The sequence below is a fragment of the Bacillus aerolatus genome, assembly GCF_009183655.1.
Classification (GTDB): Bacteria; Bacillota; Bacilli; order Bacillales; family Domibacillaceae; genus Pseudobacillus; species Pseudobacillus aerolatus.
Genome location: NZ_WEIO01000007.1, coordinates 15106 through 41836, shown reverse-complemented (window position 1 = coordinate 41836; position 26731 = coordinate 15106). Strand labels below are relative to the sequence as shown.

Sequence of the window (26731 nt, the reverse complement as noted above, 5' to 3'; positions counted from 1 at the left end):
TTATTCCTTTCTTTCACATCTCTGAAGATCGATACGATGCTTCACTTTATATTTCGGACTGCGATCCAAATAAGTTTCGTAAAGAACGACAGATTCCGCTAGAAATTTTTTATTTAAGACAATTTGAGGAAGTTGAAAAGGGACAGCTCCCTTCCATTTTCTAGCAAGAGTGAGGTGCGGGCGGAAAGGTTTGTTGTCAAGCTCGAAACCCGCTTCCCGACAGGCTGCGCTTACTTTTTTTTGCAGCTCATTCAAGCGCTCTTCTTCTTTCACACCTGCCCAAAAAATCCGCGGTTCCGTTTTTTTACCGAAAGAACCGAATGAATCGACCACGAGCGGAAACGCTTCGATCGCCCGTATAGCATTTTCTACAAGCCCAATGGCTGTCTGCAGCCTTTCTTCTTCAACAGACCCTAAAAAAGCCAGTGTCAAATGAATATCTTCTTCGTGTACAAAGCGGGCGAAAGGAAGTTGTTTTGCTTTCACCGTTTGATGAAGCTGCTGCTTAAATTCAAGCGGCAGAGGAAGAGCAAAAAAATAGTGGTTCCGGGTCATGTAAGCGACTCCTTTATCGTCAATTTCTTTTATCTTATCAAACGGCTGGGGAGATCTACAAATCGAAAAAAAAATGAAATTCACCTTGTATAGATTGGATTAATCCGATTAATGTGATAATAATAGAATAAAGAAACTTGATGGAAGGATGAATGACAGTGAAAACAGTCAATAATATTGCTGAGTTAATCGGGGACACTCCCCTGTTAAAGTTAAATCGCATGAATCCTGAGCAAGGGGCGGATGTTTATTTAAAACTGGAATTTTTTAATCCGAGCAAAAGCGTAAAAGACCGAGCCGCTTTCAATATGATTGTCGAAGCGGAAAAAGCAGGGCAGCTGAAACCCGGTGCCACGATCATTGAACCAACGAGCGGCAATACAGGCATCGGTCTGGCAATGAATGCTGCTGCAAGAGGCTATAAAGCCATTTTAGTCATGCCTGATACAATGACGAAAGAGCGGATTAATTTATTGAAGGCGTATGGGGCGGAAGTCGTTCTTACACCTGGCGATGAAAAAATGCCCGGCGCGATCCGCAAAGCGGAAGAACTAGCGAAAGAAATCCCGGATAGCTTCATTCCGATGCAGTTTGATAATCAAGCCAACCCGGACGCCCACCGGAAAACAACTGCCCTTGAAATTTTGGACGGTGTCAAACAAATCGGCAAAAATCTTGGTGCTTTCGTTGCGACTGCGGGAACAGGCGGCACAATTACCGGGACAGGTGAAGTGTTGAAAGAGCATGTGCCTGGCTTAAAGGTTCATGTCGTAGAGCCTGCCGGTTCTCCCGTTCTTTCCGGCGGCAAACCGGGCAAGCATAAGCTCGTCGGCACAAGTCCCGGCTTCATTCCGAACACGCTCAATGAAGAAGTCTATGATTACATCTACAAGATTGAAGATGAAGATGCCTATGAAACAGTGCGCCGCCTCGCCCGCGAAGAAGGCGTCCTCGTCGGTCCGTCTTCAGGCGCTGCCTGCTATGCTGCTATTCAAACAGCCAACACCTTAACAAAAGATGATATGGTCGTCTGCATTATTTGCGACACAGGTGAACGCTACTTATCAAGTGATCTTTTCCAAGAATAATGAAAACGCCCTTCCGTTTCGCGGAAAGGGCGTTTTTTTGCATAGAGTAATGTTTGGGGCTGGAGAGTACATTTTCATTTCTAGTCAGCAAGTTTGAAAATGCAGCTAGTCAACCGCAGTTTCCGGTCAGTAACTTTGCAATCGCGGGCAGTCATACTGTACAAAGTCTTGCTAGTTACTTTTTCCCTGCTAGTTCCCAGATCGCCTGCGCATAAATCGCAGTTGCTTTCAACAAATCTTCAATAAACATGTATTCATCTTTTTGGTGGGCCACATCCGCCCGTCCCGGGAACAGTGCACCGAATGCGACGCCTGTTTTTAAGCTGCGGGCGTACGTGCCGCCGCCGATCGATAACAGTTCTGCTTTTTCGCCCGTCTGCTCTTCATACACCTTGGACAAGGTTTGAATAAACGGATGGTCTTTAGCGACATGGTGCGGAGCGCTGTTGGAAAAATGTTCGATTTGTAACTTTTCTTCTGCCAGCTTTTTTGTCAGTTCCGCTCGTTTCTCTTCCAGCGGGAACGTGACTGGATAGCGCATATTCAGCCCTAACCGGCCGCCGCTGTTTTCGTCGAAAGATATTTTTCCGACATTAATCGTCAAGTCGCCGGTAATGTCATCGCTGTAATCTATCCCAAGCTTTTTTCCGCGCGAATCTTCAAATAAAAACTGGCTCGTCCATTGGAAGAAGCCGGCCGCTTTTTCATCAAGCTGTCTCCCGGCTAAAAACTCGGCTAAATAAAGCCCCGCATTTTTGCCGTGATCCGGTTCCATGCCATGAGCGGAGACACCTTTCAACTCTAGAACAAGCTGGCCATTATCAATGTAAAAACGCCCGTCCAGTCCGTTATCATCGACGAACGCGCTATAGCTTTGCACAATCTCTGTCTGTCCGCTGCTTACTGTCACTATAGCTTTTGCGTAATCCGGCACCATGTTATACCTTCTGCCTGATTCAAAAAAATGGACAATCACATCTCCGGAACAGCTATTCGCAGATTTATTTGACTGCTGAACCAAGTCAAAATCAGCAATTCCTTTTTCCGCGTAAATAATCGGAAAATCCGCATCGGGCGCAAAGCCGACAGACGGCATTTCCTCTTTTTCAAAATAGCGGTCCACACAGCGCCAATCACTTTCTTCATCGGTTCCGATAATCATCCGCACCCGCTTATATAATGGCAAACCGAGTTCTTTAATGATTTTCATTGCATAATACGCCGCCATTGTCGGCCCTTTATCATCAATCGCTCCGCGGCCAAAAATCTTTCCTTCTTTCAGTTCGCCGCCGAATGGATCTGTTGTCCAGCCGTCTCCTTCAGGCACGACATCAACGTGGCACAGCACGCCAACCAGCTCTTCCCCCGCTCCAAACTCAAGATGGCCGGCGAGATTGTCTACGTTCTTCTCGGCAAAACCGTCTCTTTTTCCGAGTCCCAACATAAAATCAAGCGCTTCTTTTACATTCTCGCCAAGGGGAGCATCAGGCGTCGCCTGTTCTTCATCCAGCACACTTTTGATGGCAATAAGTGACTGCAAATCCTTTAGCAGCTCATCCTGCCGCTTTTCCACTTCTGCTTTCCAATTTATTTCGTTCATCAATGATTCCCCCTTTATCCACTTCTTTCCCTCATTTTACCTTGACTGCGTTTGAAAAAGAATCAATAACTCTTTTTTTAATGCGGATGGCTAAAAAAAAAGCATCCGTCTTGATTAAATTCGGATATTCATGTTAGTTTTATGAAAAAAGAGGGTAAAGGAAATGTAAAGTTAAGTTAATTTAGGCATTTTTCCTAGAAATATAAATATAAATGAGGTAAAATACAATTGTCAGACATCTTACACTATTTAGTAAAGGAGCTGTCTGCGGCAAACGATTTACATATTCAACGAGAAACTACAGTTTCTCCCTAACCGCCGTCTGTTGTATTGCCTCTGTGAAAAAAGATGAGGGAGTGGTTTTGTGAAACCTTCAACAAATCGGATGCTAAATCGGATCAAATCAGTCTATATGTTTATTAAAGAAAACGGGACTGTTTCGACTCAAGAAATTGTGGAAGAATTTGGCATCACTCCTCGCACCATTCAAAGAGATTTGAATGTGTTAGCTTACAACGACTTGGTCATCAGCCCAAGCCGTGGCCAGTGGACAACGACACAGAAGAAAGTTCGAATGACTTCATGAATGAAGCCCCCTGTCGGCATTGACAGGGGGTTTTTTTGACTTTTTTATTCTTTTCCGCTATTTTTCAGCAATGCCATTTCTTCTTCAGTTAATTCTCGATATTCACCAAGATCTAATTCCTCATCCAGTTGGAGCGGCCCCATCGAAATTCGCTGCAAATAAACAACTCTTTTGCCTACTGCTTCAAACATTCGCTTTACTTGGTGAAACTTCCCTTCTGTGATCGTGAGCTCAATGTCCGAACGCAGCCCGCTTTTTAAAATCTTTAATTCTCCCGGTTTCGTCACATATCCGTCATCAAGAGTGACTCCTTGATGAAAGGCTTCTATGTCCTTTTCCGTTACTTCACCATCAATGACCGCAAAATACGTTTTCGGTACGTGTTTTTTTGGCGACAATAGCTGATGAGCAAGCACGCCATCATTTGTCAGCAGCAAAAGTCCTTCCGTATCTTTATCGAGACGCCCGACCGGAAACGGGTTAAACACGGCGTGATTCGCTTCCAGTATGTCAATCACTGTTTCTTCCCTGGCATCTTCTGTTGCCGAAATAACGCCTGGCGGCTTGTTCATCATCAAATAAATGAATTCGCGGTAATACACTTCCTCCCCGTGAATAACAATCTGATCTTCTTCGGGATCGACGTGCTGCTTCCCGTCTTTCACAAGCTCTCCGTTGACTGTCACAACCCCGTTTTTCAACAGCTGCTTTACTTCTTTCCGGCTGCCATGGCCGATATTAGCCAAAAGTTTATCGATTCTCATGTCTACTCCTCGCTTTCGTTTACTTCTTTGCCCGTGACAGCATTAACACTGTCGTGATAATGCAGGCCGTGCCAAACCATTCACCGAAACCGAATTGAACACCAAGTAAGATGACGGATAAAAAGACAGCTGAAAGTGGTTCTGCACAAGCAAGCAGGCTTGTTTCGGACGCGCGCAAATAATTCAGGCTTTCCAAGTAAAAATAAAAAGCAAGCAGCGTGCCAAATATAATTACGAACGCGACAGCGGCTATTGTCGATAGTGAAAGTGTTCCTTCAAATATCCACGGCGGGTGGAAGAAGCTGAAGGAAATGCCTGCCACCGTCATTCCCCAGCCAACAACGAGAACAGACCCCCATCTTTGTAACAGCTGCAGCGGATGCAACGTGTAAAAAGCAAGCGCCACCGCTGAACTGAGCCCCCAGAATAAAGCTTCTCTCGAAATCGCCAGCTCATTCGGATTGCCGCCTGTCACCAGGAAAAATGTCCCTAGCACCGATAAAACAACAGCGATGACTTCCTTTGAAGCCGGCCGTGCTTTTGAACGGATCGCGAGATAGAGTACAATCAGCACAGGCGCTAAATATTGCAGCACCGTCGCTGTCGCGGCATTTCCATTGTTAATCGCAGCAAAAAAAGTATACTGCACGCCAAGCATGCCGAACAAACTAAAGAGGATGAGTGACGGCCAGCTGAACCGGTCTCTCCATATGTCAAATACAGGCTTTTTTTCTTTTACAGCAGCGAAGATGAGCAAGAGCAAACCAGCAAACAGCAGCCTGACCGTTACGAGCCATTCTACACTGATTCCCTGCTGCTGAAAAAGAAATTGGGCAACCACTCCTGAGGCACCCCAGAATAAGGCACTAGCAAGCACCATAACCATTCCTTTTGATCTTGATTGATAAGCGAGTCCGCTTTCCATCTTTCTTCCTCCTCTCTTTTTAATCAAAAAGCAGTTTCCTTCAAAAAGGAAGCCTGCTTTTCAAATGACTTATTAAGCCTTTGCTTTTCCGAATTTATTTTTCAGCCGATCTAGTCTTGCTCCAAACAGTCCATCTGCAAGCCCTGTCCGCAAACTGAGGAAAAAGTAAACAGCCGCTCCGATCACTGCACAAATGGCAATCAGCACTGTGCCCTGTACTTTGCTGCCTGCGTCAAATAATGGATTGAGCCCTGCATAAGCGGCAAATACAACAGCCGCCATAATGGCGTTAAATAAAACAATTTGCCCAATTTTCCCGGCTACGGAGCGCAAGGAGTAGCCGGCGTAATGTCTAATGACGAGCAAGTTAATGATGATTGACGCACTATAGCCGATCGCCGTCGCATAAATCGCTCCTTCCGCCTGAAACATTTTGATAAGCGGAATGTTTAATGCAAATTTCAGCAAAATGCCGAATAGCAGGCTGAATACCGTAAATCGCTGCTCATTGATCCCTTGCAAGATTGCTGCTGTCACGGTGAATAGAGCAAATAAAATCGCTACCGGCGCATATGTCCGTAAAATGTCGGTACCGATGCCGCTTTGCTCATAGAATACCGTATAAAAAGGTTCAGCAAGGAGCATAATACCAACGACAGCAGGCACCGTTAAAAACAACAGCACTTGGAACGTCTGGTCGAGCTGTTTCTTCACTTTGCCGGCTTCTCCGGAAACGAACGAACTCGTCACGAGCGGCACAAGCGTCATTGCAAACGCCGTTGCCAGCGATACAGGAATGATGACAATTTTTTGTGTGCTGAAATTAACAATCCCGAATACTGTATCTGATATTTTCGCTTGGCCGATTGCCGCCATCGCCCGGTTAAACGTAGCCATATCAACGAGCTGATAAAGTGGGATAGCGATGCCGACGAAAATAAACGGAATCGCATACACGACAATTTCACTGTAAATATCAACAAGTGAAACATGGGTTTTGCCCTCATCTTTTTCAAGCAGCTCATCCAAATGCTTTTTTCGTTTCTTCCAATACCAAAACAAGACAAGCAAGCCGAACACTGCTCCCACAAACGCGGCAAACGTGGCGGCGCCGATCGCTTCCACAACATTGCCACTAAGCACGTTTAGAACAATATACGCACCTGCGAGCAAAAAGATAATGCGGGCAATCTGCTCGATGACTTGAGAGACGGCGGACGGCCCCATTGACTGATGTCCTTGAAAAAAGCCGCGCATTAAACTCATAAACGGCACGATAATGAGCGCAAAGCTAACCGCCCGAATGACATATGCCACTTCCTCTATTGTATAAATCTGCTCTTTATCAAGCACCACCATTTTGGCGAATGCTGGAGCAAACGTATACATCACGAGGAAAGCCAGAATGCCTGTCAGCGACATAATCATCAAACCTGACTTAAACAGCCGGCGGCCGACCGCATACTCGCCGAGCGCATTGTATTTCGCAATAAACTTAGAAACAGCAAGCGGCACGCCGGCAGTAGCTATGCTGATGAAGATTGTGTACGGCACATAGCCGTATTGATAAAGTGAAGTAGCTTCTTTTCCAACAATCGAATAAAACGGGATGACGTAAAACAACCCGAGAAATTTGGAGATAAACGTCCCCAACGTTAAAATGAAAGTTCCTCTAATCAGCTTCGAAGACATAAAAATCCCTTTCCAGTTCTTCTAAAATAAATGCAAACACTAAAAATCAGTTTACCTCTTTCCTATCGTTCTGACAATTTATAATAGGATTGTTTCTTATTTTTTTACTAATACAAGGTACTAAATTTGCCTGAACAAAATTGACAAGCAGGAAAGAAATCAACTACGATGAATTGAATTGTTCAAGAAAGAAGTGAGTCAATGATGGAATATGATGTGATCATCGTCGGCGGCGGCCCTTCCGGCTTAATGGCAGCAATTGCAGCCGGCGAACAAGGCGCGCGCGTTCTGCTCCTCGATAAAGGCAACAAGCTTGGGCGTAAGCTTGCCATTTCCGGCGGCGGCCGCTGCAATGTGACGAACCGTCTGCCAATCGATGAAATTATTAAACACATCCCGGGCAATGGGCGATTTTTATACAGTGCGTTTTCGATTTTTAACAATGAAGACATCATCCGGTTTTTTGAAAATCTCGGCATCGAGCTGAAAGAAGAAGACCACGGCCGGATGTTTCCGGTGAGCGACAAAGCACAATCCGTTGTCGATGCACTGCTCACTAGAATTGCTGAACTGAATGTCGACATTCGGGTGAATACCGCTGTTGCAGATTTATTATTTAAAGACGGCCGCACAGCGGGGGTAAAATTACGCGATGGACAAACTCTTCGGAGCCGGGCTGTAGTTGTTGCTGCCGGCGGAAGTTCCGTTCCCCATACCGGCTCCACCGGTGATGCTTATCCATGGGCGGAAAAAGCCGGCCACACTGTCACTGAGCTTTATCCGACAGAAGTGCCGGTAACATCAAGCGAACCGTTTATTAAAGAGAAAAAGCTGCAAGGGCTCTCTTTACGCAGCGTGGCTCTCAGCGTGCTGAATCCGAAAGCAAAACCAATTATCACCCACGAGATGGATATGATTTTCACTCATTTCGGTGTATCCGGCCCGGCTGTTCTGCGCTGCAGCCAGTTCGTCGTGAAAGCATTGAAAAAAAGCAAAACAGGCGAAGTGTTCATGACGATCGACAGCTTGCCGGAGAAAAATGAAGAACTGCTTTTCAGCGAGATTCGCCGGCTGCTTGCCGACAATCCGAAAAAAGCGGTGAAAAACTGCTTGAAAGGTATTTTGCCCGAGCGTTATTTATTGTTCTTACTCGAACAGGCAGGCATTGACGAAGACGCACCGTGCAATGGCATCAGCACAGAAAAAATCCGCCAGTTTGCTCATTTATGCAAACAGTTCCGGTTTTCTGTCGATGGCACCCTTCCGCTCGAAAAAGCGTTCGTAACAGGCGGCGGCATCTCCATTAAAGAAATCGACCCGAAAACGATGGCGTCGAAAAAAATGCCCGGCTTGTTCTTTTGCGGCGAAGTGCTCGATATACACGGCTATACAGGCGGCTACAACATCACCTCCGCTCTCGTCACCGGACGACTTGCAGGCACGAATGCCGCCAAATGAAAAAAGCAAGGAAAAGGATCACCTTTTCCTTGCTTTTTCGTTGTCTAGCGCAAGCGTCAAGCCGTCAAACTGGCTGCATGGCTGAGAAAACACCATTTCACCAGTTCCTCTTATGCTTGTCGGGGCTGATCGGGATGCTTGCGCTTTTTTCATTGCTGCTAAAACTGACGTGCTTTCGCCATTGTTTTTAAAATCTGCGTTTGCTGCGACTCTTCCGTGTGGCCGTTCACTTGTGTTTTTTGACGCTTAGCCCGTGTCCAATTGTGGTGAAAAAGCTCAGAGTGCGGATCTAACCGATCTTTTCTGCTCATACGCTCACCTCACTGGAAAATTTTCAAACAGATATTCATTCACTGAATACCCTTTTTATCATGCGTTAAAAGGAGCCGAAATATGATTTTTTCGCCCGCCCATTTTTTGGATGTAAAGAGTGAGTCAGGATATACTGGCTGCGACTCAGGTAATCTGCCCACTGATTCAGGGTATACCAGCTGATCCAGGATAAAGTCCTTCTGAGTCATGATACATTGCTTACAATTCAGTATTTCTCCGCTCTAACTTAGGATACCGCACCCATGATTCATGAATTCCGCCCGCCAACCCATAAATCCCCCATGCTAGGTGCAAATAAAAAAACTGTTCCCTGGGAAATCAGGGAACAGCGTATCATATTATTTCGTTTCTCCGGTCCATTCCAGCATGCCGCCTGTCATATTGCGAACTTTAAACCCTTGGTCGCGCATGTAGTGGCAGACGTTTTCGCTGCGCTTGCCCGAACGGCAGACAAAAATATATTCTTTGTCTTTGTCGAATTGATCGAGGTGCTCCGGAATCGTTCCCATGACGATATGCTTCGCTTCAGGGATTTTTCCGCCGGCAACTTCTTCGTCTTCACGAACATCGACGAGTTCCAATTTTTCTCCGTCAGCTAATTTTTGCTTTACTTCTTCCGGTGTAATTTCTGCGATTGGTTCCATGTTTAGCACCCTTTCTTCCGTTTAGTTAGCTACAATATTAACAAGCTTGCCTGGCACAGCGATGACTTTGCGCACAGTTTTGTCGGCAATTTGTTCTTGCACCTTCTCTTCGTTCATCGCAATTTGTTCCATTTCTTCTTTCGTAGCTTCTTTAGAAACCAGTAATTTCGCTTTCATTTTGCCGTTTACTTGAACGACAATCTCCACTTCGTCATCGACGAGTTTTGATTCATCAAATGTTGGCCAGGCCTGATAGCTGATTGTTTCCGTATGACCGAGTCTCGCCCACAGCTCTTCGGCTAAATGCGGCGCGATCGGCGCAAGCATTTTCACGAATCCTTCTACATATTCTTTCGGCATGACTTCTGCTTTATACGCTTCATTGACGAACACCATCATTTGCGAAATCGCTGTGTTAAAGCGCAGATGCTCATAGTCTTCTGTCACTTTCTTCACCGTTTGATTATATACTTTCTCAAGCTCATTGCCGAACTCAGTGATTTTTGCGCTTAATTCACCATTTTCCTGAATGAATAGGCGCCAAATGCGGTCAAGGAAGCGGCGTGCACCGTCAAGGCCCGTCGTAGACCAGGCGATGGATGCGTCAAGCGGTCCCATGAACATTTCATATAGGCGAAGTGTGTCCGCTCCGTGGCTTTCCACAATTTCATCTGGATTGACAACATTGCCTTTGGATTTACTCATTTTTTCATTGTTTTCGCCGAGAATCATTCCTTGGTTAAACAGCTTTTGGAACGGCTCTTTCGTGTGTACGACGCCAATGTCATACAGTACTTTATGCCAGAAGCGCGCATACAGCAAGTGCAAAACGGCGTGTTCCGCTCCACCGATGTAAATATCAACAGGCATCCACTCTTTCAGTTTTTCAGGGTCAGCGAGTGCTTCCGTGTTATCTGGGTCAATAAAGCGCAAGTAATACCAGCAGCTTCCCGCCCATTGCGGCATCGTGTTCGTTTCACGGCGGCCCTTTTTGCCTGTTGCAGGGTCTGTTACATTCACCCACTCATCGATGTTGGCAAGCGGCGATTCACCCGTTCCGCTCGGTTTAATTTCAGTCGTGACTGGCAGCACGAGCGGCAGTTCTTCTTCTGGCACCGCGCTCATTGTGCCGTCTTCCCAATGAATAATTGGAATCGGCTCGCCCCAGTAGCGCTGGCGGCTGAACAGCCAGTCGCGCAGACGGTACGTTACTTTTTTCGTTCCGATGCCTTTTTCCTCAAGCCAGTCAATCATTTTCGTGATGGCCTCTTCTTTATCCAATCCGTTCAAAAAGCCGGAATTAATATGCTCGCCGTCTCCTGTGTACGCTTCTTCTTCCACGTTTCCGCCGGCAACAACCGCTTTAATTGGCAAATCGAATGTTTTTGCGAATTCATAGTCGCGTTCATCATGAGCCGGTACAGCCATAATGGCGCCAGTTCCGTAGCTCACGAGCACGTAATCAGCAATCCAGATTGGCATTTTTTCACCATCAGCCGGATTGATCGCATACGCGCCGGTAAATACGCCCGTTTTCTCTTTAGCGAGATCGGTCCGCTCAAGGTCGCTTTTTGATTTAATTTGCTCTAAATAACGAGCGACTGCTTCTTTCTGTTCATCTGTCGTGATTTTTTCCACGAACGGATGCTCAGGCGCCAGTACCGCGTAAGTTGCACCAAACAATGTGTCTGGACGCGTTGTGAACACAGTGAATGTTTCCTCGTGGCCGTCGATCGCAAATGTCGCTTCGGCTCCCTCTGAACGGCCGATCCAGTTGCGCTGCATATCTTTAATGCTTTCCGGCCAGTCAAGCTCTTCCAAATCTTCAAGCAGACGGTCAGCATATTCGGTAATCTTCAAAATCCATTGCTTCATCGGGCGGCGTTCAACCGGATGGCCGCCGCGTTCGCTTTTTCCGTCAATCACTTCTTCATTGGCGAGCACTGTGCCGAGCGCCGGGCACCAGTTTACTGCTACTTCATCGACATACGCCAGCCCTTTTTTATACAGCTGAAGAAAAATCCATTGCGTCCATTTATAATATTCCGGATCCGTCGTATTAATTTCCCGGTCCCAGTCATATGAAAACCCGAGCGACTTAATTTGGCGGCGGAAGTTGTTAATATTTTTTTCTGTAAATTCTGCTGGATCATTGCCGGTATCAAGTGCATATTGCTCCGCCGGCAGACCGAAGGCGTCCCAGCCCATCGGATGAAGCACGTTAAAGCCTTGCATTCGTTTCATGCGCGATAAAATATCCGTCGCTGTGTACCCTTCCGGATGACCGACGTGCAAGCCGGCGCCTGACGGATAAGGAAACATATCGAGCGCGTAAAACTTCGGTTTATCTTGTCGATCCGTTGTTTTAAATGTTTTATTTTCTTCCCAATGCTGCTGCCACTTTTTTTCAATCTGCTGATGATCGAAACTCATCTGTAACACCCTTCCATGATAAATATTAAAAAAACTCCCGCCCCAAAATTGGGACGAGAGTATAGTTCCCGCGGTACCACCCAGATTAGTGCCTTAATTAGGCACTCTGCTTTACGTCCGTAACGCTGATCGGCGGCAGGCACTACTAGTTTGTTCACACCTGCGATTCAAAAGGCGAGTTCATGGATCTTCGGGCTGGCTTGCACCTTCCGCCAGCTCTCTCATTCCGAAAATTGCCACTACTACTCCTCATCATTATCTTTTTTATTATTCAGTCTACGCCTATTTTAGACAAAATTTCTTGCGGTTGCAAGCTTAAATAGAGGACATGGAAGCAGGTGGAACATCTTTGCCTTTTTTCAACGGGCGATCGTATACAATTGTTAACCCGAGACTAATGAAAAGAAATACAATTAACACCATAAATAGCACCGGCATACCGTACAAATCGACTAATACACCGCCGAGAACTGGCCCGAACATCCGCCCGGCTGTTGCGGTACTGTTGACGATTCCCTGATAGAAGCCTTCTCTTCCTTTTGGCGAAAGCTGATTAGCGATCGTCGGAACCGCCGGCCAGACGAACATTTCGCCAATCGTTAAAATAAGCATGGCGGCTAAAAAGCCTTTGAAACCGCCAGCAAATGCTGTAAGGCCGAATGAAACCATAAAAATCAAAATACCGATAACAATTTGTTTTTTCAAATTACCCTGGAATGCCCGAACGAAGAAGTTAACGAGCGGCTGGCCAAAGACAATCAACGCTCCGTTAATCGTCCACAGCAAGCTGTATTGTTTCAAACTGATATTTACTTCTTGTGTGTAGCTGGCGATTGTCGACATCCACTGCACATATCCGACCCAGCACAGCATATAAGCAACACATAAAATCAACAGCGCAGTCAGCTTGCTGCGGCTTTTGACTTTGCCTTTTTCCGCAAGTACATTTGTCTGTGCTCCTGTCACGCCCGTCATATGGCGGTAGCCGACAGCGGCCAGCAAAAAGAACGCCACAAACATGGATAGGTTCGCCGTAAAAATATAATTAAAGGAAAAAGAAGCGACAAAGCCGCCAAGCGCCGAACCGATGGCGACACCGGCATTTTGCGAAATGTAGATCGCATTAAACGCTCTGCGGCCTCCTCCCGGCCAAACTGCCCCTACTAATGCATATACAGCCGGGAAAATAATCCCTGAGCCAAGACCGACCATCGTTAAAAAAACAACGTAATGCGGCCAGCCGTGCCACAGCGTCATGCCGGCCAAAGCAGCCAAGTTAATCGCAGCACCGAGCAAAATCGTGCGATAGCCGCCGAGGCGGTCAAATAGCGTCCCGCCGAGCAAATTGCCGACAACCGATGCACCGGCATTCAACATTAAAACAACCCCTGCAACTGACAAGGATTTTCCTAACTGATCATGTATGTAAATCGTGTTGAGAGGCCACAAAAACGACGAGCCCGTTACGTTAATTACCATTCCAATGGCTAATAGCCAGACTGATTTTGGCATTAAGCTCCCCCATTCTCCAAACTATTTCGTGTTCCAAAAGATTAGTGTAGGGCTTTCAGACAGTTTTTACAAGCTATTTGATGAACTTAAAATTCCGACTAATCCTTCCTTGAATAACATTGGTATTCTTCCAGTTGCTCATGATAAAATTTTCTTTATGCTGTAGCCTTTTCCACAGCGTGAAAGAGAGGTTGAAACTGATGACGACGAATCCGTTCCCTTACGCAAGTGATAATAAGCGGTATCATACATGGAACTACCATTTGCGAAATCAATTTGGCCACAAAGTGTTTAAAGTTGCTTTGGACGGCGGCTTTGACTGCCCGAACCGTGACGGCACTGTGGCGTTTGGCGGCTGTACTTTTTGCAGCGCGGCCGGCTCCGGAGACTTTGCCGGCAACCGTGCTGACGATCTTGAAAAGCAGTTCAACGACATAAAAACGAAAATGCACCATAAATGGAAAGACGGCAAATACATGGCATATTTTCAGGCGTACACAAATACGCATGCCCCAGTAGATGTGCTTCGTGAAAAATACGAAGCCGTCATGAATCAGGAAGGCGTTGTCGGCTTATCGATTGCGACACGTCCGGACTGCCTGCCGGATGACGTCGTTGAGTATTTAGCTGAATTAAATGAACGGACGTATTTATGGGTCGAACTCGGCTTGCAGACGGTTCATGAAAAAACGGCTCATATTATTAACCGCGCCCATGATTTTCCGACGTATGTGGAAGGTGTAAACAAGCTGCGCAAACATGGCATCCGCATCTGTTCCCACATTATTAACGGCTTGCCGCTTGAAACGCCGGAAATGATGATGGAAACCGCCCAAGCCGTCGCTAAGCTCGACGTGCAAGGAATTAAAATTCACTTGCTGCATTTGTTAAAAGGCACGCCGATGGTGAAGCAATATGAAAAAGGACTGCTGGAATTTTTATCGTTCGATGATTATGTCAATCTCGTCTGTGACCAATTAGAAATTTTGCCGCCGGAAATGATCATTCACCGCATCACCGGCGACGGCCCAATCGACTTAATGGTCGGCCCGATGTGGAGCGTCAATAAATGGGGAGTTCTAAACGCCATTGACGCGGAGCTGAAGCGGCGGGGCAGCTTTCAAGGTGCCTGCCGCCACCCGAGTTTTTTCGAAAAAACTTGAGCTTTAAATAAATAATAAAAACCCACTCTATTTTTCAAAGAGTGGGTTTTCCATGTTATTCTTTTTCCTCAGTCAAATCCTTAATCGCAACTTGTGTTCTTTCCTCCAATGGACCTCTTAAATGGACAGTAGCCATTTTTTCATCTTCATGCAGCTCATCAATCCAAACAGAAGTACCTTCAAATGTTACGTCAATATCCGCAGAAGATGAAAGGATTTGCTTCGCACGTTTCACATCCATAATACTTACCTCCCAAATCTTTAATCGATTTAGTTTGTGAAAGCAAGAAAATTTTATACATCTCAAGGCTGAAAGGGACCCACGGGTCAGGTAAACATAATTTAGATTTGAATGTATCTAGTGGAAGGATAGAGGTGTATTAAAAAAAGGGTCAGTCTTTCATCACTTTAAAGCGATGGGTGACTGGCTTCTTTTGTCCTGTCACTAATCCCGCTTTGACCAATTAGCGATGTCTTTTATATTCTCCGGCTTTGTTCGACAGCATCCGCCGATCAATCGGGCACCGCATTCGTACCAGTCCTGAGTACTGCTTACATAAGATTCTTTAGATGGAGCACCCGACCAAGTTTTAGTCGAAGCATCGTATACTTCACCTAAATTAGGATAGACAATGATTGGCTTTTCTGCATGACTGCTTATTTTTTTGACCAACGAAGAAATGTATTCAGGAGGTGTGCAGTTTATCCCAATGGCAGCCACTTGTTCGTGTTTATCCAGCCATGTTGCACATTCAGTAATAGGAACTCCGTTGCTGATATGAAGTTCGTCTTTTGCACTGAAGCTCATCCATGCATAAGTGCCTGGAAATTCTTCTTCTAATAATCTAACGATAGCTTTAGCTTCCACCATACTTGGTATCGTTTCACACGCTAGAACTTCCGCCCCTGCATCAATTAAAGCTTTCATACGTGATCTGTGAAAATTCATTAGTTCCTCTTCTGTTAATTTATAATCTCCTCGATATTCTGATCCGTCCGCGAGAAATGCACCATACGGGCCTATGGAAGCGGCTATAATTGGCTTTGGCCGGTTATCTCGGTTTTCGAGGTTATTCCAGAACTCATCTCGTGCTTCTCCGGCTATTCGGACAGATGCTTGAATAAGATTTAACGTTTTCTCTTCGTCTAGACCGTGTTGAGCAAAACCTTCGATCGTCGCTTGGTAACTCGCTGTGATCGCGCAGTCAGCACCCGCGTTAAAGTAATCCGTATGAACTTGTTTTATCATCTCTGGATTCTCCATAAGTATTTTAGCTGACCAAAGGCTGTCGTTCAAATCACAGCCATGACGCTCAAGCTCGGTAGCCATCGCTCCATCTAGTATGATTAGCGGGAATTCCTTCAAAATGTTTTCTATAGGATTCATTGTGTTTCCTCCGGTCAATGTAAGTTTCAATCGTTCTATTTTTACTTCATTTAGCGTTCTCTCGAGTGCCTCTCTTCTTTGCTCTATAAGTAAAGAAAGTAGTGTAACGTGTTGCTTACACTACCTTCTGACAGTTATTTTGCTGCTTGTAATGCTTCTACGTTCGGCTCTGTTCCCATCCATTTTTCATATATCTTACTATATGTGCCATTTGCAATAACCTCTTTAAGTGCCTCATCAATTTCAGCAGTTAATTCACTGTCTTTTGGCAACATCAATCCATAAAATTCTACATCGAAATTTTTGTGATCTTCAAAAGTTTTGAAAGGGTTTTTCGGATTATTTTTCAGATATTCATTTATTACGGTATTATCTGCAATAACCGCTTCAACAGCACCGTTTTTCAATGACATGATTGATACTGCATCGCTTTCGTACTTTTTAATATCAAGGCTGTTTTGTCCCAAAATTTTCTCTGCAGCTATTTGCCCAGTTGATCCATTTAGCACACCTACTGTTAAACCTTTTAAATCATTCGCACTTTTAATAGCAGTGTCTTCATTCGTCATAATCATATGAGTAGATTCATAGTACGGAGAGGAGAAGTCGAATGTTTGTTTACGGTCATCACTAACTGTAATAGCACAGACAGCTAGATCAAGTTGGTTGCCCTGACGAGTCCCTTCGAAAAGAGCATCCCATCCCATATTTTTCACTTCATATTCATAACCAGCCTCTTCCATAACAGCATCTACAACGTCAATATCAAAACCAACAATCTCACCTTTGTCCATATACGTAAACGGTGCATAGGCCGCATCAGTTCCTACGATAATCTTCTTTTTCGTATCCTCTCCATCGGTCTTGGTTTCTTCTTGTCCGCAAGCCGATACGAAAGCAAACAAACCTGCCATACCTAACGCTAAAAGCCCTTTCCCCATACTCTTCCTCATAGATATTCCTCCTAAAATGGTGTAATAAAAAATTAAAATGTAAACTCTACTTTCTAAGTAAGAGAAAAATAGGAAGAAAGCTAAGCAATTGCAAATACAGACTTCCTCATTAACTATAATAATTTACATTTTATAATTCAGTGAGTATTCTAAAAACTACACAAACTTAATCATACAATGGTCCCAACTCTTTTTAAAGTTTAATTTTTTTATATTCGAAGTTGTAACTATCATCACAAAAAAGACCGGCACACCAAAGCCGGTCTTTTCCTATTCACTCATCCAGCCATTCTTCAACCACTGAATGTTCTTCCGCCATTTCTTTTAGTTGTTCAAACACACGCTTCCGCATTTGTTCCGGTGTCTGCTCCAGATACTGTTTCGCCTCCTGTACCTGCTCGAGTTCGAGATGCACAAGTATCCGTCCAACGTAGCCTTCTGTTTTATACGGAGCTTTTTCAATAAGTATTTCATATTCTTCCATCGCAGCCGCTGGATGACCGAGAAAAAGGAACGTATCGGCCAGCAGTTCCCGAACACCTCCATCGGATGGGCGGCGCTCCTTCAATAAAAGAAGATATTCTTGCGCTTCTTTTATATACTTTTCTTTCCCTGTTTCTGTCCCATAACTCATCGCTGAAGCGGCTGCTTTAAAACGTAAACTGTCATCTTCATGACGGGCCAAATAACGTTTCAGCACCTTCAATGCGTCATCTGCCACATCCCGCTCGACGTAAAAGAGTGCGAGCCGGTCGTAGGCCTCCGGGTTATCCGGGTCCAACTCTATCGCTTTTTCATACAAAGCAACAACTGCACCGATCAATCCCACTGTTTTTAAGCCGCCGCTGATTTTCCGCCATATACCTCTCTGTTCATCTTCTGCTTCCGCCTCCACATAGGGAATCAGAGCAGCGCCGCTGTTCCGGTAGACAACCGCCGCGCTTTCAGGAGACAACTCCATCTTTTTAATGATTTTTTCGATTTTCAACAATTTTTTAGAGCTGTAAAGAGCTTCGATCCACGGTTCGTATAAAACTTCATTGTCCGGCTCTTCTTGAATGAGCGCTTCCATCAATGTCAACGCCTCTTTCGCCTGTCCGTTTCGAGTATACAGCGCTGCCAGTTTTGCTTTCAATTCAACGGACTCCTCTTTTTCCAGCAAGCGGATTGCCTCTTCTGTCTCAATCACTTCACTCAGCGCAAGAAGACGCCACTCTTCATCGATTGTCCCCCGCAAACTGTCCAAATGGTTTTTCAATTTTTGCCGCTCATCTGAAGAAGACATCCACCCTGCCAGCTGCCCGACGTCACATGTTTGCGGCATCGTCTCAAATACATGGAACCGGTGTTTTTTCGCTTTGTCGATATTACCCATTTCCTCATACAAATGAGCTAATTCATCATGAGCCGCTGTAAAGTCAGGATTCAGCACGAGACACTCGAGTAAATACTGTTCCGCGGCTTTGTATTCTTCCAGTATCCGATACAGCTTGCCGAGGCGGTAATGAGGAAAGGTGCTCCGGCTATCGAGGGCAGCTGCTTCCAGTAAAAGCGTTTCAGTAAGAGAAACATTTCCTAGGTGTTCATGAAAAATCGCTTCATAACAGTAAAGGTCACTCAGCGGATATTGAACACGAAGCTTTTGCAAAAACGACAGCGCACGGTGAATGAATGGCGTATCTTCCACATAGTCGACATACATCGAAACGTGCTCCGCCAGTTCCCCGCCTTCCATCATCCCTGCTTCCATAAAATCAAGCCCAACTTCCCGCTCTCTATCTCCTTTTGCCTCTTCGATCATCATCGCACCGGCTCGTACATACATATCCGGATTTTCAGAAAGATTCACGCTGCGTTGAATGACTTGCTGCGCCCGCTGCCAGTCTCCCTGCTTGATAATCGACTGCGCTTCATACACAACCGCCAGCAGTTCTCCGTCATCATCAAGCTGAACGGCCCGCTGATAAGCTTCTTCCGCGTGATCGTACATCTCGCGGCCCATTCGTGTATGGCCGATATACAGCCAGAGAATACCTGTTTCTTCTTCAGGAACGGAATCTTCCGCTCCGATCCGCAAATACGCTTCCGCCCGTTCCCATTTTTCCTCGTTCATGCGGATTTCGGCTATGTGTAAATACGGATACGGCACTGCTGGATTCATATCGATCGCGCGTTTTAACCATTTCATCGCTCGCTTGTCACCAGTCTCCATATAGCAGCGTCCGATTTCATACACATAATAATGATCATTTGGATAGTCTTCAGACAGCTTTTCAAACTCAGCCAGCGCTTCTCGAACCGCCCCTGCCTCAAGCAAAATAACCGCGTATGTGGAACGAGTAAATTCATCCGTTTCCGCCTGTTCAAGAGCAACGAGTGCCCACTGCCGCGCCAGTTGAAACTGTGAAAAGTCAGCGTAACAGCGCGCTAAATAGGCGTAAGCAGACGGTTGAAACGGATCTTTTTCAAGCGAGCGCTTTAAATGAAAGATCGCCCGTTCTGTTTGATCATTTTGATAGTCCACCACACCGAGGAGAAAATGAGCGTACGCGTTTTTTTGCTTCACATGATTCATTACTCGTTGAAATTCCTCACCAGTCTGATCATGCATATAATAAGCATGCGCAATGAGGAGCTGCACTTCTTCATCCTCTTTTCCAAATCGTTCTTTCACATGCTCGATCCATTTGTTCAGAAGCGGCTTGGCTTTAGCATGCTGAATCATCGTCAAACCAATAATAGATGCAAAAATTTCCCGATCGTTTTCCGCCAAATAAGCAAGAAATTCATCAATCACTACTTCCGCATCCTGTTCCATCTTTTCTAAAAAGAAAAAAATCTGTTGAAAAAATTGATGGTCCTGTTCATTCAAGCATTCAAGCAGATCTTTTTGTCTATCTCGAATAAACACGATCGATAGCTGATCTTTTAGCCGATATGCGTTAGTGACTTCTTCATAAGAAATCATCAATGTCTCAAGTTCATTCGGATCTTGTACAAGCAACACACCCAACCGGTCATCATAGCCAATAACGAGCTGAACGTGTGAATTGTTTTCGATGAGCATATCGAGCATAATGGGACAGCCCGCGTCAATAAAGTGTTTATACAACTCGATTGTTCCTTTAAAAAATGTGGACGAGAAGCCAATAGAAGCCATGTAGTCAATGGCTGTCGTCAATTTTGAGCCGGTCACATCAAAAACATGCCTCGCAATTTCATCTTGCGATACCGTCCGTCCGGCCGTTTGCAGCACCATCGATAATGTCGCTGGTACACAATAATTTAACTTTTGCCGAATCGGCTGAATCGGCAATATTTGATACGCCCCGTCCGGTTGAATCGTCCGCTTGCTAAATTCAGTATTTTTTAAAAGAGCCTCATGTCTTGAAATCCAGCCTTGAAGCTCTTTCCATTTTTCAAGGTAGTACAGCGCCTCGGCCTTTAAATAAATAAAATACTCTACATTCACATGGAATGGATTTTCTTTATCCAGACGCTCGACATGTTCCAGAATAGCCAGGAAGTTGCCTGTGTGACGGAATCGGCGCAATTGTTCAAGCTGAAAAACAGGCTGATCCGGGAAAATATCAGCTCCTTTTTTCAATACTTGAAGCGCTTCTTCGTGTTTTCCCTGCCTTGATAACAGATCAGCATACACGAGCCATGAGACGTCACCGCGCTGATTGAACGGCAAATCCAACCCTTTCATGACCTCTTGTTCGGCGCGGGCCCAATCATTTGTTTCTATATAAAAATCAGCGATTTGATCTGGTGCAAGAAAGCTGCCCTCTTCTTTGATTAACCGAATGTATTCCGCTGCTTCCTTGTAACGATGCAGCTGGCAAAGCGCCTTCACGAGCAAAAGATATGCCGCTCTTCGTTCTTCTGTCGTCAGTGCATCAATGTCTTCATTAAATAACCGTTGCTTCATTTTCGTTTCAGCATCCAAGCTTTTGCCTTGCTCCAGTAAATTGAAGCAATACCATGAAAACGTGCGAACCGATTGAAAGCGCTTATTCGCCATGACGGCCAAAAAGTTGCTGTATCCATACATGGCACCGGCATCGGCTAAACGGATCAAGCGATAGTATTCATCCTCCGTATCGATTTGTGCAAGCCAGGTCCGCAAAGCTTTAATCGACTTTAACATCCAAAGATTGTGAATCGTATTTATTAATTGTGAAACGGTTTCAATTTGAGATGGAGTTTTTACTGCATTCAAGCGGCAACGACCTTTCTTTTTATGTTTTTGCCTGTTACTACTCAATGATTATAAGTGAGTTTTCATAATAAGAATACTAAAATACGAATATCAACCTTTTTAAATATAGAAAATTTAATGGAGGAAATGTATAATCGGCAGGAATGCCTCAATGATTTATATATGTAAAGGGGGACACCTCATGAATATAGAAGGAATTTTACCATTTGCTAGAACGCTGCTTGAAAAAGTAGTGACAGAAGGAAGCGCTGTCGTTGATGCGACTGTTGGCAATGGCCATGATACCGTATTTCTCGCCAAGCTCGTCGGTGAAAGCGGCCATGTCTTCGGCTTTGATATTCAGGAGCAAGCCTTGGTCAACACCACTGCCCGCCTGCAAGAACAAGGCCTCAGTGAACGTGTGACGTTATTCGCCCACGGCCATGAACAAGCGGCATCCTCTCTTCCGGGTGACTGGCACGGCCGGCTGACGGGCGCTATTTTCAACCTCGGCTACTTACCAAAAGGAGATAAAACGATTGTCACTAAACCAGACACAACGATTGCCGCGGTAGAACAGATTTTATCGATGCTCACACCGGGAGGCATCATTGTGCTTGTCATTTACCATGGCCACGGAGAAGGTGCCGCAGAAAAGACTGAGCTTCTCTCTTTTGCCGAAACGCTCGATCAGAAAAAAGCCCACGTCCTGCGCTATGAATTTATTAATCAAGCGAATAATCCGCCATTTATTGTTGCAATTGAAAAAAGATAGCTCGTTTGGATCATAAGAAGCCTCCCGGACAAACAACAAGTGTTTTTCCGGGAGGCTTCGTTTTTTACGTTTGAACTGCTTCCGCCAGCCGGTGATTGATCCAATACACTTAACTTTAAAGCCAATAGTATCATCTCCTTCTTATAACAACGCCAGGCACCTATCTGCCAAACAGTTGCGGAAAAGCCTGTTGCACCCGCCTGTATGTCCGACCGTTTAAGTAAAAAAAGTAGCTTGCCGTACCGGCTTTGCGAATGATTTTTTTCGATAATTTGCGAATGTCTTTTTGATCGAACGCTTTATTGTCTGATAAGTAAACACCGAGCAGCCCCCGGTTAATCAATTGATGGAATTTGGCATGAGGAAGCTTTTTTGTGCGCTGGTCAGCTTGGTCGATAAAATGAGCGAGCCGGCTGAGCAGCACACTTTCATCCGGGTAATAAAAACAAAAATTTAAATCGCCGCCTTCGCGGTCTTCCGCCTGATCAATTAAATAATCCAGCAAAATATGAAGCCCTTGAATATAAGGAAAATAACTTTCCCGCACGAGCTGCGCCAATTCGGTACTGAATGAATCATCTTGTAAACTGTAGGAAATAATGCAGAAAATACCGAGTGTGGAACCGGCGCAGGCGGAAAATTCATACCATTCCATATCGGGAAGGTTTTTACGGTATTGATGAAACCACTTTCTCAAGCGCTCTTCCCTTTCGTCTATTTTCACATGTTTATGTATTTGCAAATCACAGTAATACCGGCACAGCTCGTGCAAATGAAGGGCAATCGTTTTATATTGCGCGATGCCGGCAAGCACCGACTGGCACGTTTCTACGAGATTCGCCAAATAGCCGCCGTCATCTCGGTCTTCTCGGCAACGGTAATAATCGCGCAGTGGAGCTTCAGGCGTGAGAGAATCTTCCATTGCTTCATGGAGCGCCGCAAAATCAGCTGGATCGAGCGATGTGCTGCGGTCGCAAAGATTATCGAGGTAATCGCTGATTGTCTGATACGCGACAATAAAGCGAACAGCCTCTTCTAGTTTCTCTCCTGACAAAAGGGCCATCACAGAGCCGCCTTCACAGTGAAACGTTTTATGTTCTATACTCGCAAGAGCCTGGCGGCGCAGTTCTCCGTTCGGAATCAGCTGCGCCTGCTCTTTCCAAAATTGCAGCTGTTCATGAACAACCGGGAATACTTTTTTATAAATGCTATGCATTAAATGAAGCGGTGTAACGGGGACTGGCATCACTTCACCTCACTTCTCAATTACATATCCTAATAAACGCAGCCTATTCTCCACAAACCCTTTGGCATAGTGGAACACTTCTTCCCGCTCTGGTTCATTGAATACTTCATGATACAAATCCGGCCACTCTTTATAATGCATTTCGGATAAATCAAGCCGGTGAAACCATTTTCTGACGTTTTTTCTATCGACAATTAAATCATCCCCCGCCTGCATGACGAGAAGCGGCACATCAGGCATGTCTTCCGCCTTCAAATTGGCGGTCTTAATCGCCTGAAGCAGCTCGCGATACCAGCGGACAGATACTTTATTGATATAGAGTACATCTTCTTTATCAGCTCTTCTCACTTCTTCATTTCTCGTTGCCATTTCCACCGTCAGCCCGGATGCAAACTTTAACGAAGGGGCGAGTGAATTTAGCCCGTGTGATACCATATCTACCATTTTCGGCGGCGTATGAACCATGCCAAGACATGGAGAAGACAAAATGACTCCCGCTGTTTCCACTTCCATTTCCTGCAGCAGGCGGATGGCGATAAGCCCGCCCATGCTGTGGCCGAGTATAAACAGAGGCAAATCAAATTGATAAGCTGCCTGGACCCAATCTTTTACTTCATCAATGTATTCATTAAAGGATGAGATATGCCCTCTGTTCGCTCTCGAAGTCATTCCCTGGCCCGGTAAGTCTCCCATGACAATATGAAAGCCGCTTTTGCGCCACATTTCAATCAGCCAGCCATATCGGCCGTGATGCTCCATTGCTCCATGAACCATGACAATGACGCCTTTAGGCTGCTCTTCTGTTTCCCATTTCCACATCACGTATCCCCTCCGGCTTTTTTGTACAGTGTATGTTACCTTCTATTATACAAATGTTATCATTTTAGTTAAAATGATAAGCAAGTCCGCCATGCTTTTTCTTTGCGGGAAATATCGAAAGGAGCCAATAAAATGATCTATCCTTATAACAATAAAACACCTGAAATTGCGGATTCCGCCTACATAGCTGATTACGTAACGATTACCGGCGATGTGAAAATCGGCGAAGAAACAAACATCTGGTTTAACACATCCATCCGCGGAGACGTGGCGCCGACCGTAATTGGCAAAAAAGTGAGTATTCAAGACAACTCCGTTTTGCACCAAAGTCCGAATAATCCGCTCATTATTGAAGATGGAGTGACGATCGGCCATCAGGTCATTCTACATAGCTGTAAAATCAGGAAAAATGCACTCATCGGCATGGGGTCGATCATTCTCGACAATGCGGAAATCGGCGAAGGCGCATTTATCGGTGCAGGCAGTCTCGTGCCGCAGGGCAAAGTGATTCCACCTCATTCCATGGCTTTCGGCCGGCCGGCAAAAGTGATTCGTCCCGTCAATGGTGCTGATCGCAAAGACATGGAGCGCATCGTCAGAGAATACGTGGAAAAAGGACAATATTATAAAAGCATTACACAAAAGCGCAAGCGCCTTGATTAGCCCTAGGCAAAAATGTTCTTTCCTCAATGTCTAGCTGCGCCTCCTTGGAGCTCGAGGTCATATGCCAGTCTGACTGCATGGCTGAAAAACGCCATTTCGTCAGACTGGCATATGCTTGTCGCCCCAGACCAGTCGGCTCCGCTTTTCTATAAAGAAGTCCGCTTTTTGACTTCATTGAGGAAAGGTTATTTGACCTCGAGGGGCTAGGCGCTGGAGCTAGATGCAGACCCGCTCCATTAGCAAAGTTATCCTCAATGCGATAATTTTATCGTTTCCTAAACAACAAAAAAAGCCTTCGAACTCAAAATAAGTTCGAAGGCTTTTCCAGTTGATTAATTCGTTGCCATTTCTTTTAAAATAGCTGCTTTATCTGTTTTTTCCCAAGGCAGATCCACGTCTGTACGGCCAAAATGTCCGTAAGCAGCTGTTTGCTTGTAAATCGGACGGCGCAGGCCAAGCATGTTAATAATGCCCGCGGGACGCAAGTCAAAGTTTGAGCGAACCACTTCGACAAGCACTTCTTCAGACACCGTGCCAGTGCCGAACGTGTCGATCGCAATAGAGACAGGCTGTGCCACACCAATTGCATAAGCAAGCTGCACTTCGCATTTGTCCGCAAGACCGGCCGCGACAATATTTTTAGCCACATAACGAGCGGCATAAGCTGCAGAGCGATCCACTTTTGTCGGATCCTTGCCGGAAAATGCTCCCCCGCCATGGCGCGCGTAGCCGCCGTACGTATCCACAATAATTTTGCGTCCTGTTAAGCCCGCATCCCCTTGTGGACCGCCGATGACGAAACGGCCTGTCGGATTAAGGAAAAATTTTGTTTCTTCATCAATTAATTCAGCCGGAACAACCGGATCAATCACATGCTCGCGAAGATTTCGCTGAATTTGCTCCAGTGAAACTTCCGGATGATGCTGAGTGGAAATAACAATCGTATCAATTCTTGCCGGTTTATCATTTTCATCGTACTCAACCGTCACTTGTGTTTTTCCGTCCGGGCGCAAATAAGGAAGCACTTCCTCTTTTCTTACTTCCGTTAAGCGGCGGGATAGTTTATGGGCCAGTGAAATTGGCAGCGGCATTAACTCTTTCGTTTCGTTGCAGGCAAAACCGAACATCAGCCCCTGATCACCTGCACCGATCGCCTCAATTTCTTCATGGCTCATTTGCCCTTCACGTGCTTCCAGTGCCACATCAACACCAGCCGCAATATCTGGGGACTGTTCGTCAATGGACGTCAGCACACCACACGTTTCTGCGTCAAATCCGTATTTTGCGCGCGTATAGCCAATTTCTCTTACTGTTTCCCGGACAATTTTATTAATATCCACATAGGATGATGTTGTGATTTCTCCAGCCACTAGTACGAGGCCAGTCGTCACAGATGTTTCCGCTGCCACGCGGGCATTTGGATCCTTTGATAAAATTTCATCCAGAATGGCATCAGAAATCTGATCGCAAATTTTGTCCGGATGTCCTTCAGTGACTGACTCTGAAGTGAAAAGACGACGATTTTTTGTCATGAAACTTCCTCCTTAAGAATGATCAACTTACCGCCGATCGTTAGTTGCACGGTACTCGTTTCCCTAAGTTTATCCTTTTAAAAAACAAAAAAACCCCTCCTGAAATAAAGAGAGGAAAGGTTGGTCGTTTCAACATAGGCCTTTCACTCTTATCGTTCAAGGTTTTGCCCTTGCTGCAGGTTAGCACCTTTGTCTTGAAAAATGCTTACAAAAGCATCAGACAGCTTCTATTGCCGCCTGTTCATGATCAAGCAGGTTGCCGGGCTTCATCGGGCCTGTCCCTCCGCCAGCTCAGGATAAGAGTATCCGTTCAAGATACCATCTTACGGAATTCAGCCGTCAATGTCAACCGATCTAACGCAAAAATCGGCAATTTTCCGCCTTTCTTCTTATTATAAA

The 26731-nt window shown here is 45.4% G+C and carries 22 protein-coding genes, 1 riboswitch and 1 other annotated feature; of the genes, 6 read left to right on the top strand and 16 right to left on the bottom strand.

Going from position 1 to position 26731, the window contains the following annotated elements; genetic code table 11:
- On the bottom strand, positions 1-555 hold the full coding sequence (gene thpR / locus F9802_RS12370; RefSeq protein ID WP_152152367.1) for an RNA 2',3'-cyclic phosphodiesterase: 555 nt from the start codon (positions 553-555) through the stop codon (positions 1-3).
- 158 nt (positions 556-713) lie between these two features.
- On the opposite strand from thpR, the gene cysK reads away from it, so the two are divergent.
- Positions 714-1643 carry a cysteine synthase A gene (cysK, locus tag F9802_RS12365; protein WP_152152365.1) on the top strand — a complete coding sequence of 310 codons (930 nt, stop codon included), beginning with the start codon at positions 714-716 and terminating at the stop codon, positions 1641-1643.
- Between the two features lie 175 nt (positions 1644-1818).
- Here the strand turns inward: cysK and pepV are convergent, their stop codons facing one another.
- Positions 1819-3243 (bottom strand): dipeptidase PepV, encoded by a 1425-nt coding sequence (pepV, locus tag F9802_RS12360; RefSeq protein WP_152152363.1) that lies wholly within the window; start codon positions 3241-3243, stop codon positions 1819-1821.
- Positions 3244-3607: 364 nt separating this feature from the next.
- Between pepV and F9802_RS12355 the strand changes: the two genes are divergently transcribed.
- Positions 3608-3829, top strand: a complete 222-nt coding sequence (locus F9802_RS12355) for a DeoR family transcriptional regulator (protein ID WP_152152361.1) — start codon at positions 3608-3610, stop codon at positions 3827-3829.
- Positions 3830-3873: 44 nt separating this feature from the next.
- On the opposite strand, the gene F9802_RS12350 is transcribed toward F9802_RS12355, so the two are convergent.
- From F9802_RS12350 to F9802_RS12340, 3 genes are all read right to left on the bottom strand, one after another.
- Positions 3874-4593, bottom strand: a complete 720-nt coding sequence (locus tag F9802_RS12350; protein ID WP_152152359.1) for a pseudouridine synthase — start codon at positions 4591-4593, stop codon at positions 3874-3876.
- Positions 4594-4612: 19 nt separating this feature from the next.
- A complete protein-coding gene (locus tag F9802_RS12345) occupies positions 4613-5518 on the bottom strand; it encodes a DMT family transporter (protein ID WP_152152357.1) in 906 nt (301 codons plus the stop codon).
- Positions 5519-5590: 72 nt separating this feature from the next.
- The gene (locus F9802_RS12340) at positions 5591-7210 is read right to left on the bottom strand and encodes a putative polysaccharide biosynthesis protein (protein ID WP_152152355.1); all 1620 of its coding nucleotides are present in this window, start codon (positions 7208-7210) and stop codon (positions 5591-5593) included.
- 204 nt (positions 7211-7414) lie between these two features.
- On the opposite strand from F9802_RS12340, the gene F9802_RS12335 reads away from it, so the two are divergent.
- The gene (locus tag F9802_RS12335; protein WP_152152673.1) at positions 7415-8668 is read left to right on the top strand and encodes a BaiN/RdsA family NAD(P)/FAD-dependent oxidoreductase; all 1254 of its coding nucleotides are present in this window, start codon (positions 7415-7417) and stop codon (positions 8666-8668) included.
- 158 nt (positions 8669-8826) lie between these two features.
- On the opposite strand, the gene F9802_RS12330 is transcribed toward F9802_RS12335, so the two are convergent.
- The 4 genes from F9802_RS12330 to F9802_RS12315 form a co-directional block, all read right to left on the bottom strand.
- Positions 8827-8979 (bottom strand): YpzG family protein, encoded by a 153-nt coding sequence (locus F9802_RS12330; protein WP_152152353.1) that lies wholly within the window; start codon positions 8977-8979, stop codon positions 8827-8829.
- Between the two features lie 360 nt (positions 8980-9339).
- Positions 9340-9645 carry a rhodanese-like domain-containing protein gene (locus F9802_RS12325; protein ID WP_152152352.1) on the bottom strand — a complete coding sequence of 102 codons (306 nt, stop codon included), beginning with the start codon at positions 9643-9645 and terminating at the stop codon, positions 9340-9342.
- A gap of 21 nt (positions 9646-9666) precedes the next feature.
- Positions 9667-12078: a leucine--tRNA ligase gene (leuS, locus tag F9802_RS12320; protein ID WP_152152349.1), complete on the bottom strand. Its 2412-nt coding sequence runs from the start codon at positions 12076-12078 to the stop codon at positions 9667-9669.
- 46 nt (positions 12079-12124) lie between these two features.
- Positions 12125-12343: a binding site (T-box leader), on the bottom strand.
- Between the two features lie 50 nt (positions 12344-12393).
- Positions 12394-13590, bottom strand: a complete 1197-nt coding sequence (locus F9802_RS12315; RefSeq protein WP_152152347.1) for an MDR family MFS transporter — start codon at positions 13588-13590, stop codon at positions 12394-12396.
- Positions 13591-13787: 197 nt separating this feature from the next.
- Here F9802_RS12315 and F9802_RS12310 point away from each other — a divergent pair, with 197 nt between their 5' ends.
- The gene (locus F9802_RS12310; protein ID WP_152152671.1) at positions 13788-14753 is read left to right on the top strand and encodes a TIGR01212 family radical SAM protein; all 966 of its coding nucleotides are present in this window, start codon (positions 13788-13790) and stop codon (positions 14751-14753) included.
- 55 nt (positions 14754-14808) lie between these two features.
- On the opposite strand, the gene F9802_RS12305 is transcribed toward F9802_RS12310, so the two are convergent.
- From F9802_RS12305 to F9802_RS12290, 4 genes are all read right to left on the bottom strand, one after another.
- Positions 14809-14994 (bottom strand): H-type small acid-soluble spore protein, encoded by a 186-nt coding sequence (locus F9802_RS12305; protein WP_152152345.1) that lies wholly within the window; start codon positions 14992-14994, stop codon positions 14809-14811.
- A 204-nt stretch (positions 14995-15198) separates the two neighbouring features.
- Positions 15199-16140, bottom strand: coding sequence for a homocysteine S-methyltransferase (gene mmuM / locus F9802_RS12300; protein ID WP_152152343.1), 942 nt, complete (start codon positions 16138-16140; stop codon positions 15199-15201).
- A gap of 134 nt (positions 16141-16274) precedes the next feature.
- Complete coding sequence (locus F9802_RS12295) at positions 16275-17093, bottom strand: basic amino acid ABC transporter substrate-binding protein (protein ID WP_152152341.1); 819 nt, start codon at positions 17091-17093, stop codon at positions 16275-16277.
- Positions 17094-17367: 274 nt separating this feature from the next.
- Complete coding sequence (locus F9802_RS12290) at positions 17368-21318, bottom strand: tetratricopeptide repeat protein (RefSeq protein ID WP_152152339.1); 3951 nt, start codon at positions 21316-21318, stop codon at positions 17368-17370.
- Between the two features lie 181 nt (positions 21319-21499).
- On the opposite strand from F9802_RS12290, the gene F9802_RS12285 reads away from it, so the two are divergent.
- The gene (locus tag F9802_RS12285; protein ID WP_152152337.1) at positions 21500-22072 is read left to right on the top strand and encodes a class I SAM-dependent methyltransferase; all 573 of its coding nucleotides are present in this window, start codon (positions 21500-21502) and stop codon (positions 22070-22072) included.
- 160 nt (positions 22073-22232) lie between these two features.
- Here F9802_RS12285 and F9802_RS12280 read toward each other — a convergent pair whose 3' ends face one another.
- Positions 22233-23318 (bottom strand): tetraprenyl-beta-curcumene synthase family protein, encoded by a 1086-nt coding sequence (locus F9802_RS12280; protein ID WP_152152335.1) that lies wholly within the window; start codon positions 23316-23318, stop codon positions 22233-22235.
- A gap of 9 nt (positions 23319-23327) precedes the next feature.
- Complete coding sequence (locus F9802_RS12275; RefSeq protein ID WP_152152669.1) at positions 23328-24137, bottom strand: alpha/beta fold hydrolase; 810 nt, start codon at positions 24135-24137, stop codon at positions 23328-23330.
- Between the two features lie 132 nt (positions 24138-24269).
- Between F9802_RS12275 and F9802_RS12270 the strand changes: the two genes are divergently transcribed.
- Positions 24270-24800: a gamma carbonic anhydrase gene (locus F9802_RS12270; RefSeq protein ID WP_152152333.1), complete on the top strand. Its 531-nt coding sequence runs from the start codon at positions 24270-24272 to the stop codon at positions 24798-24800.
- Between the two features lie 332 nt (positions 24801-25132).
- Here F9802_RS12270 and metK read toward each other — a convergent pair whose 3' ends face one another.
- The gene (gene metK / locus F9802_RS12265; RefSeq protein ID WP_152152331.1) at positions 25133-26332 is read right to left on the bottom strand and encodes a methionine adenosyltransferase; all 1200 of its coding nucleotides are present in this window, start codon (positions 26330-26332) and stop codon (positions 25133-25135) included.
- A gap of 146 nt (positions 26333-26478) precedes the next feature.
- Positions 26479-26635: riboswitch (SAM riboswitch) on the bottom strand.
- Between the last annotated feature and the right edge of the window lie 96 nt (positions 26636-26731).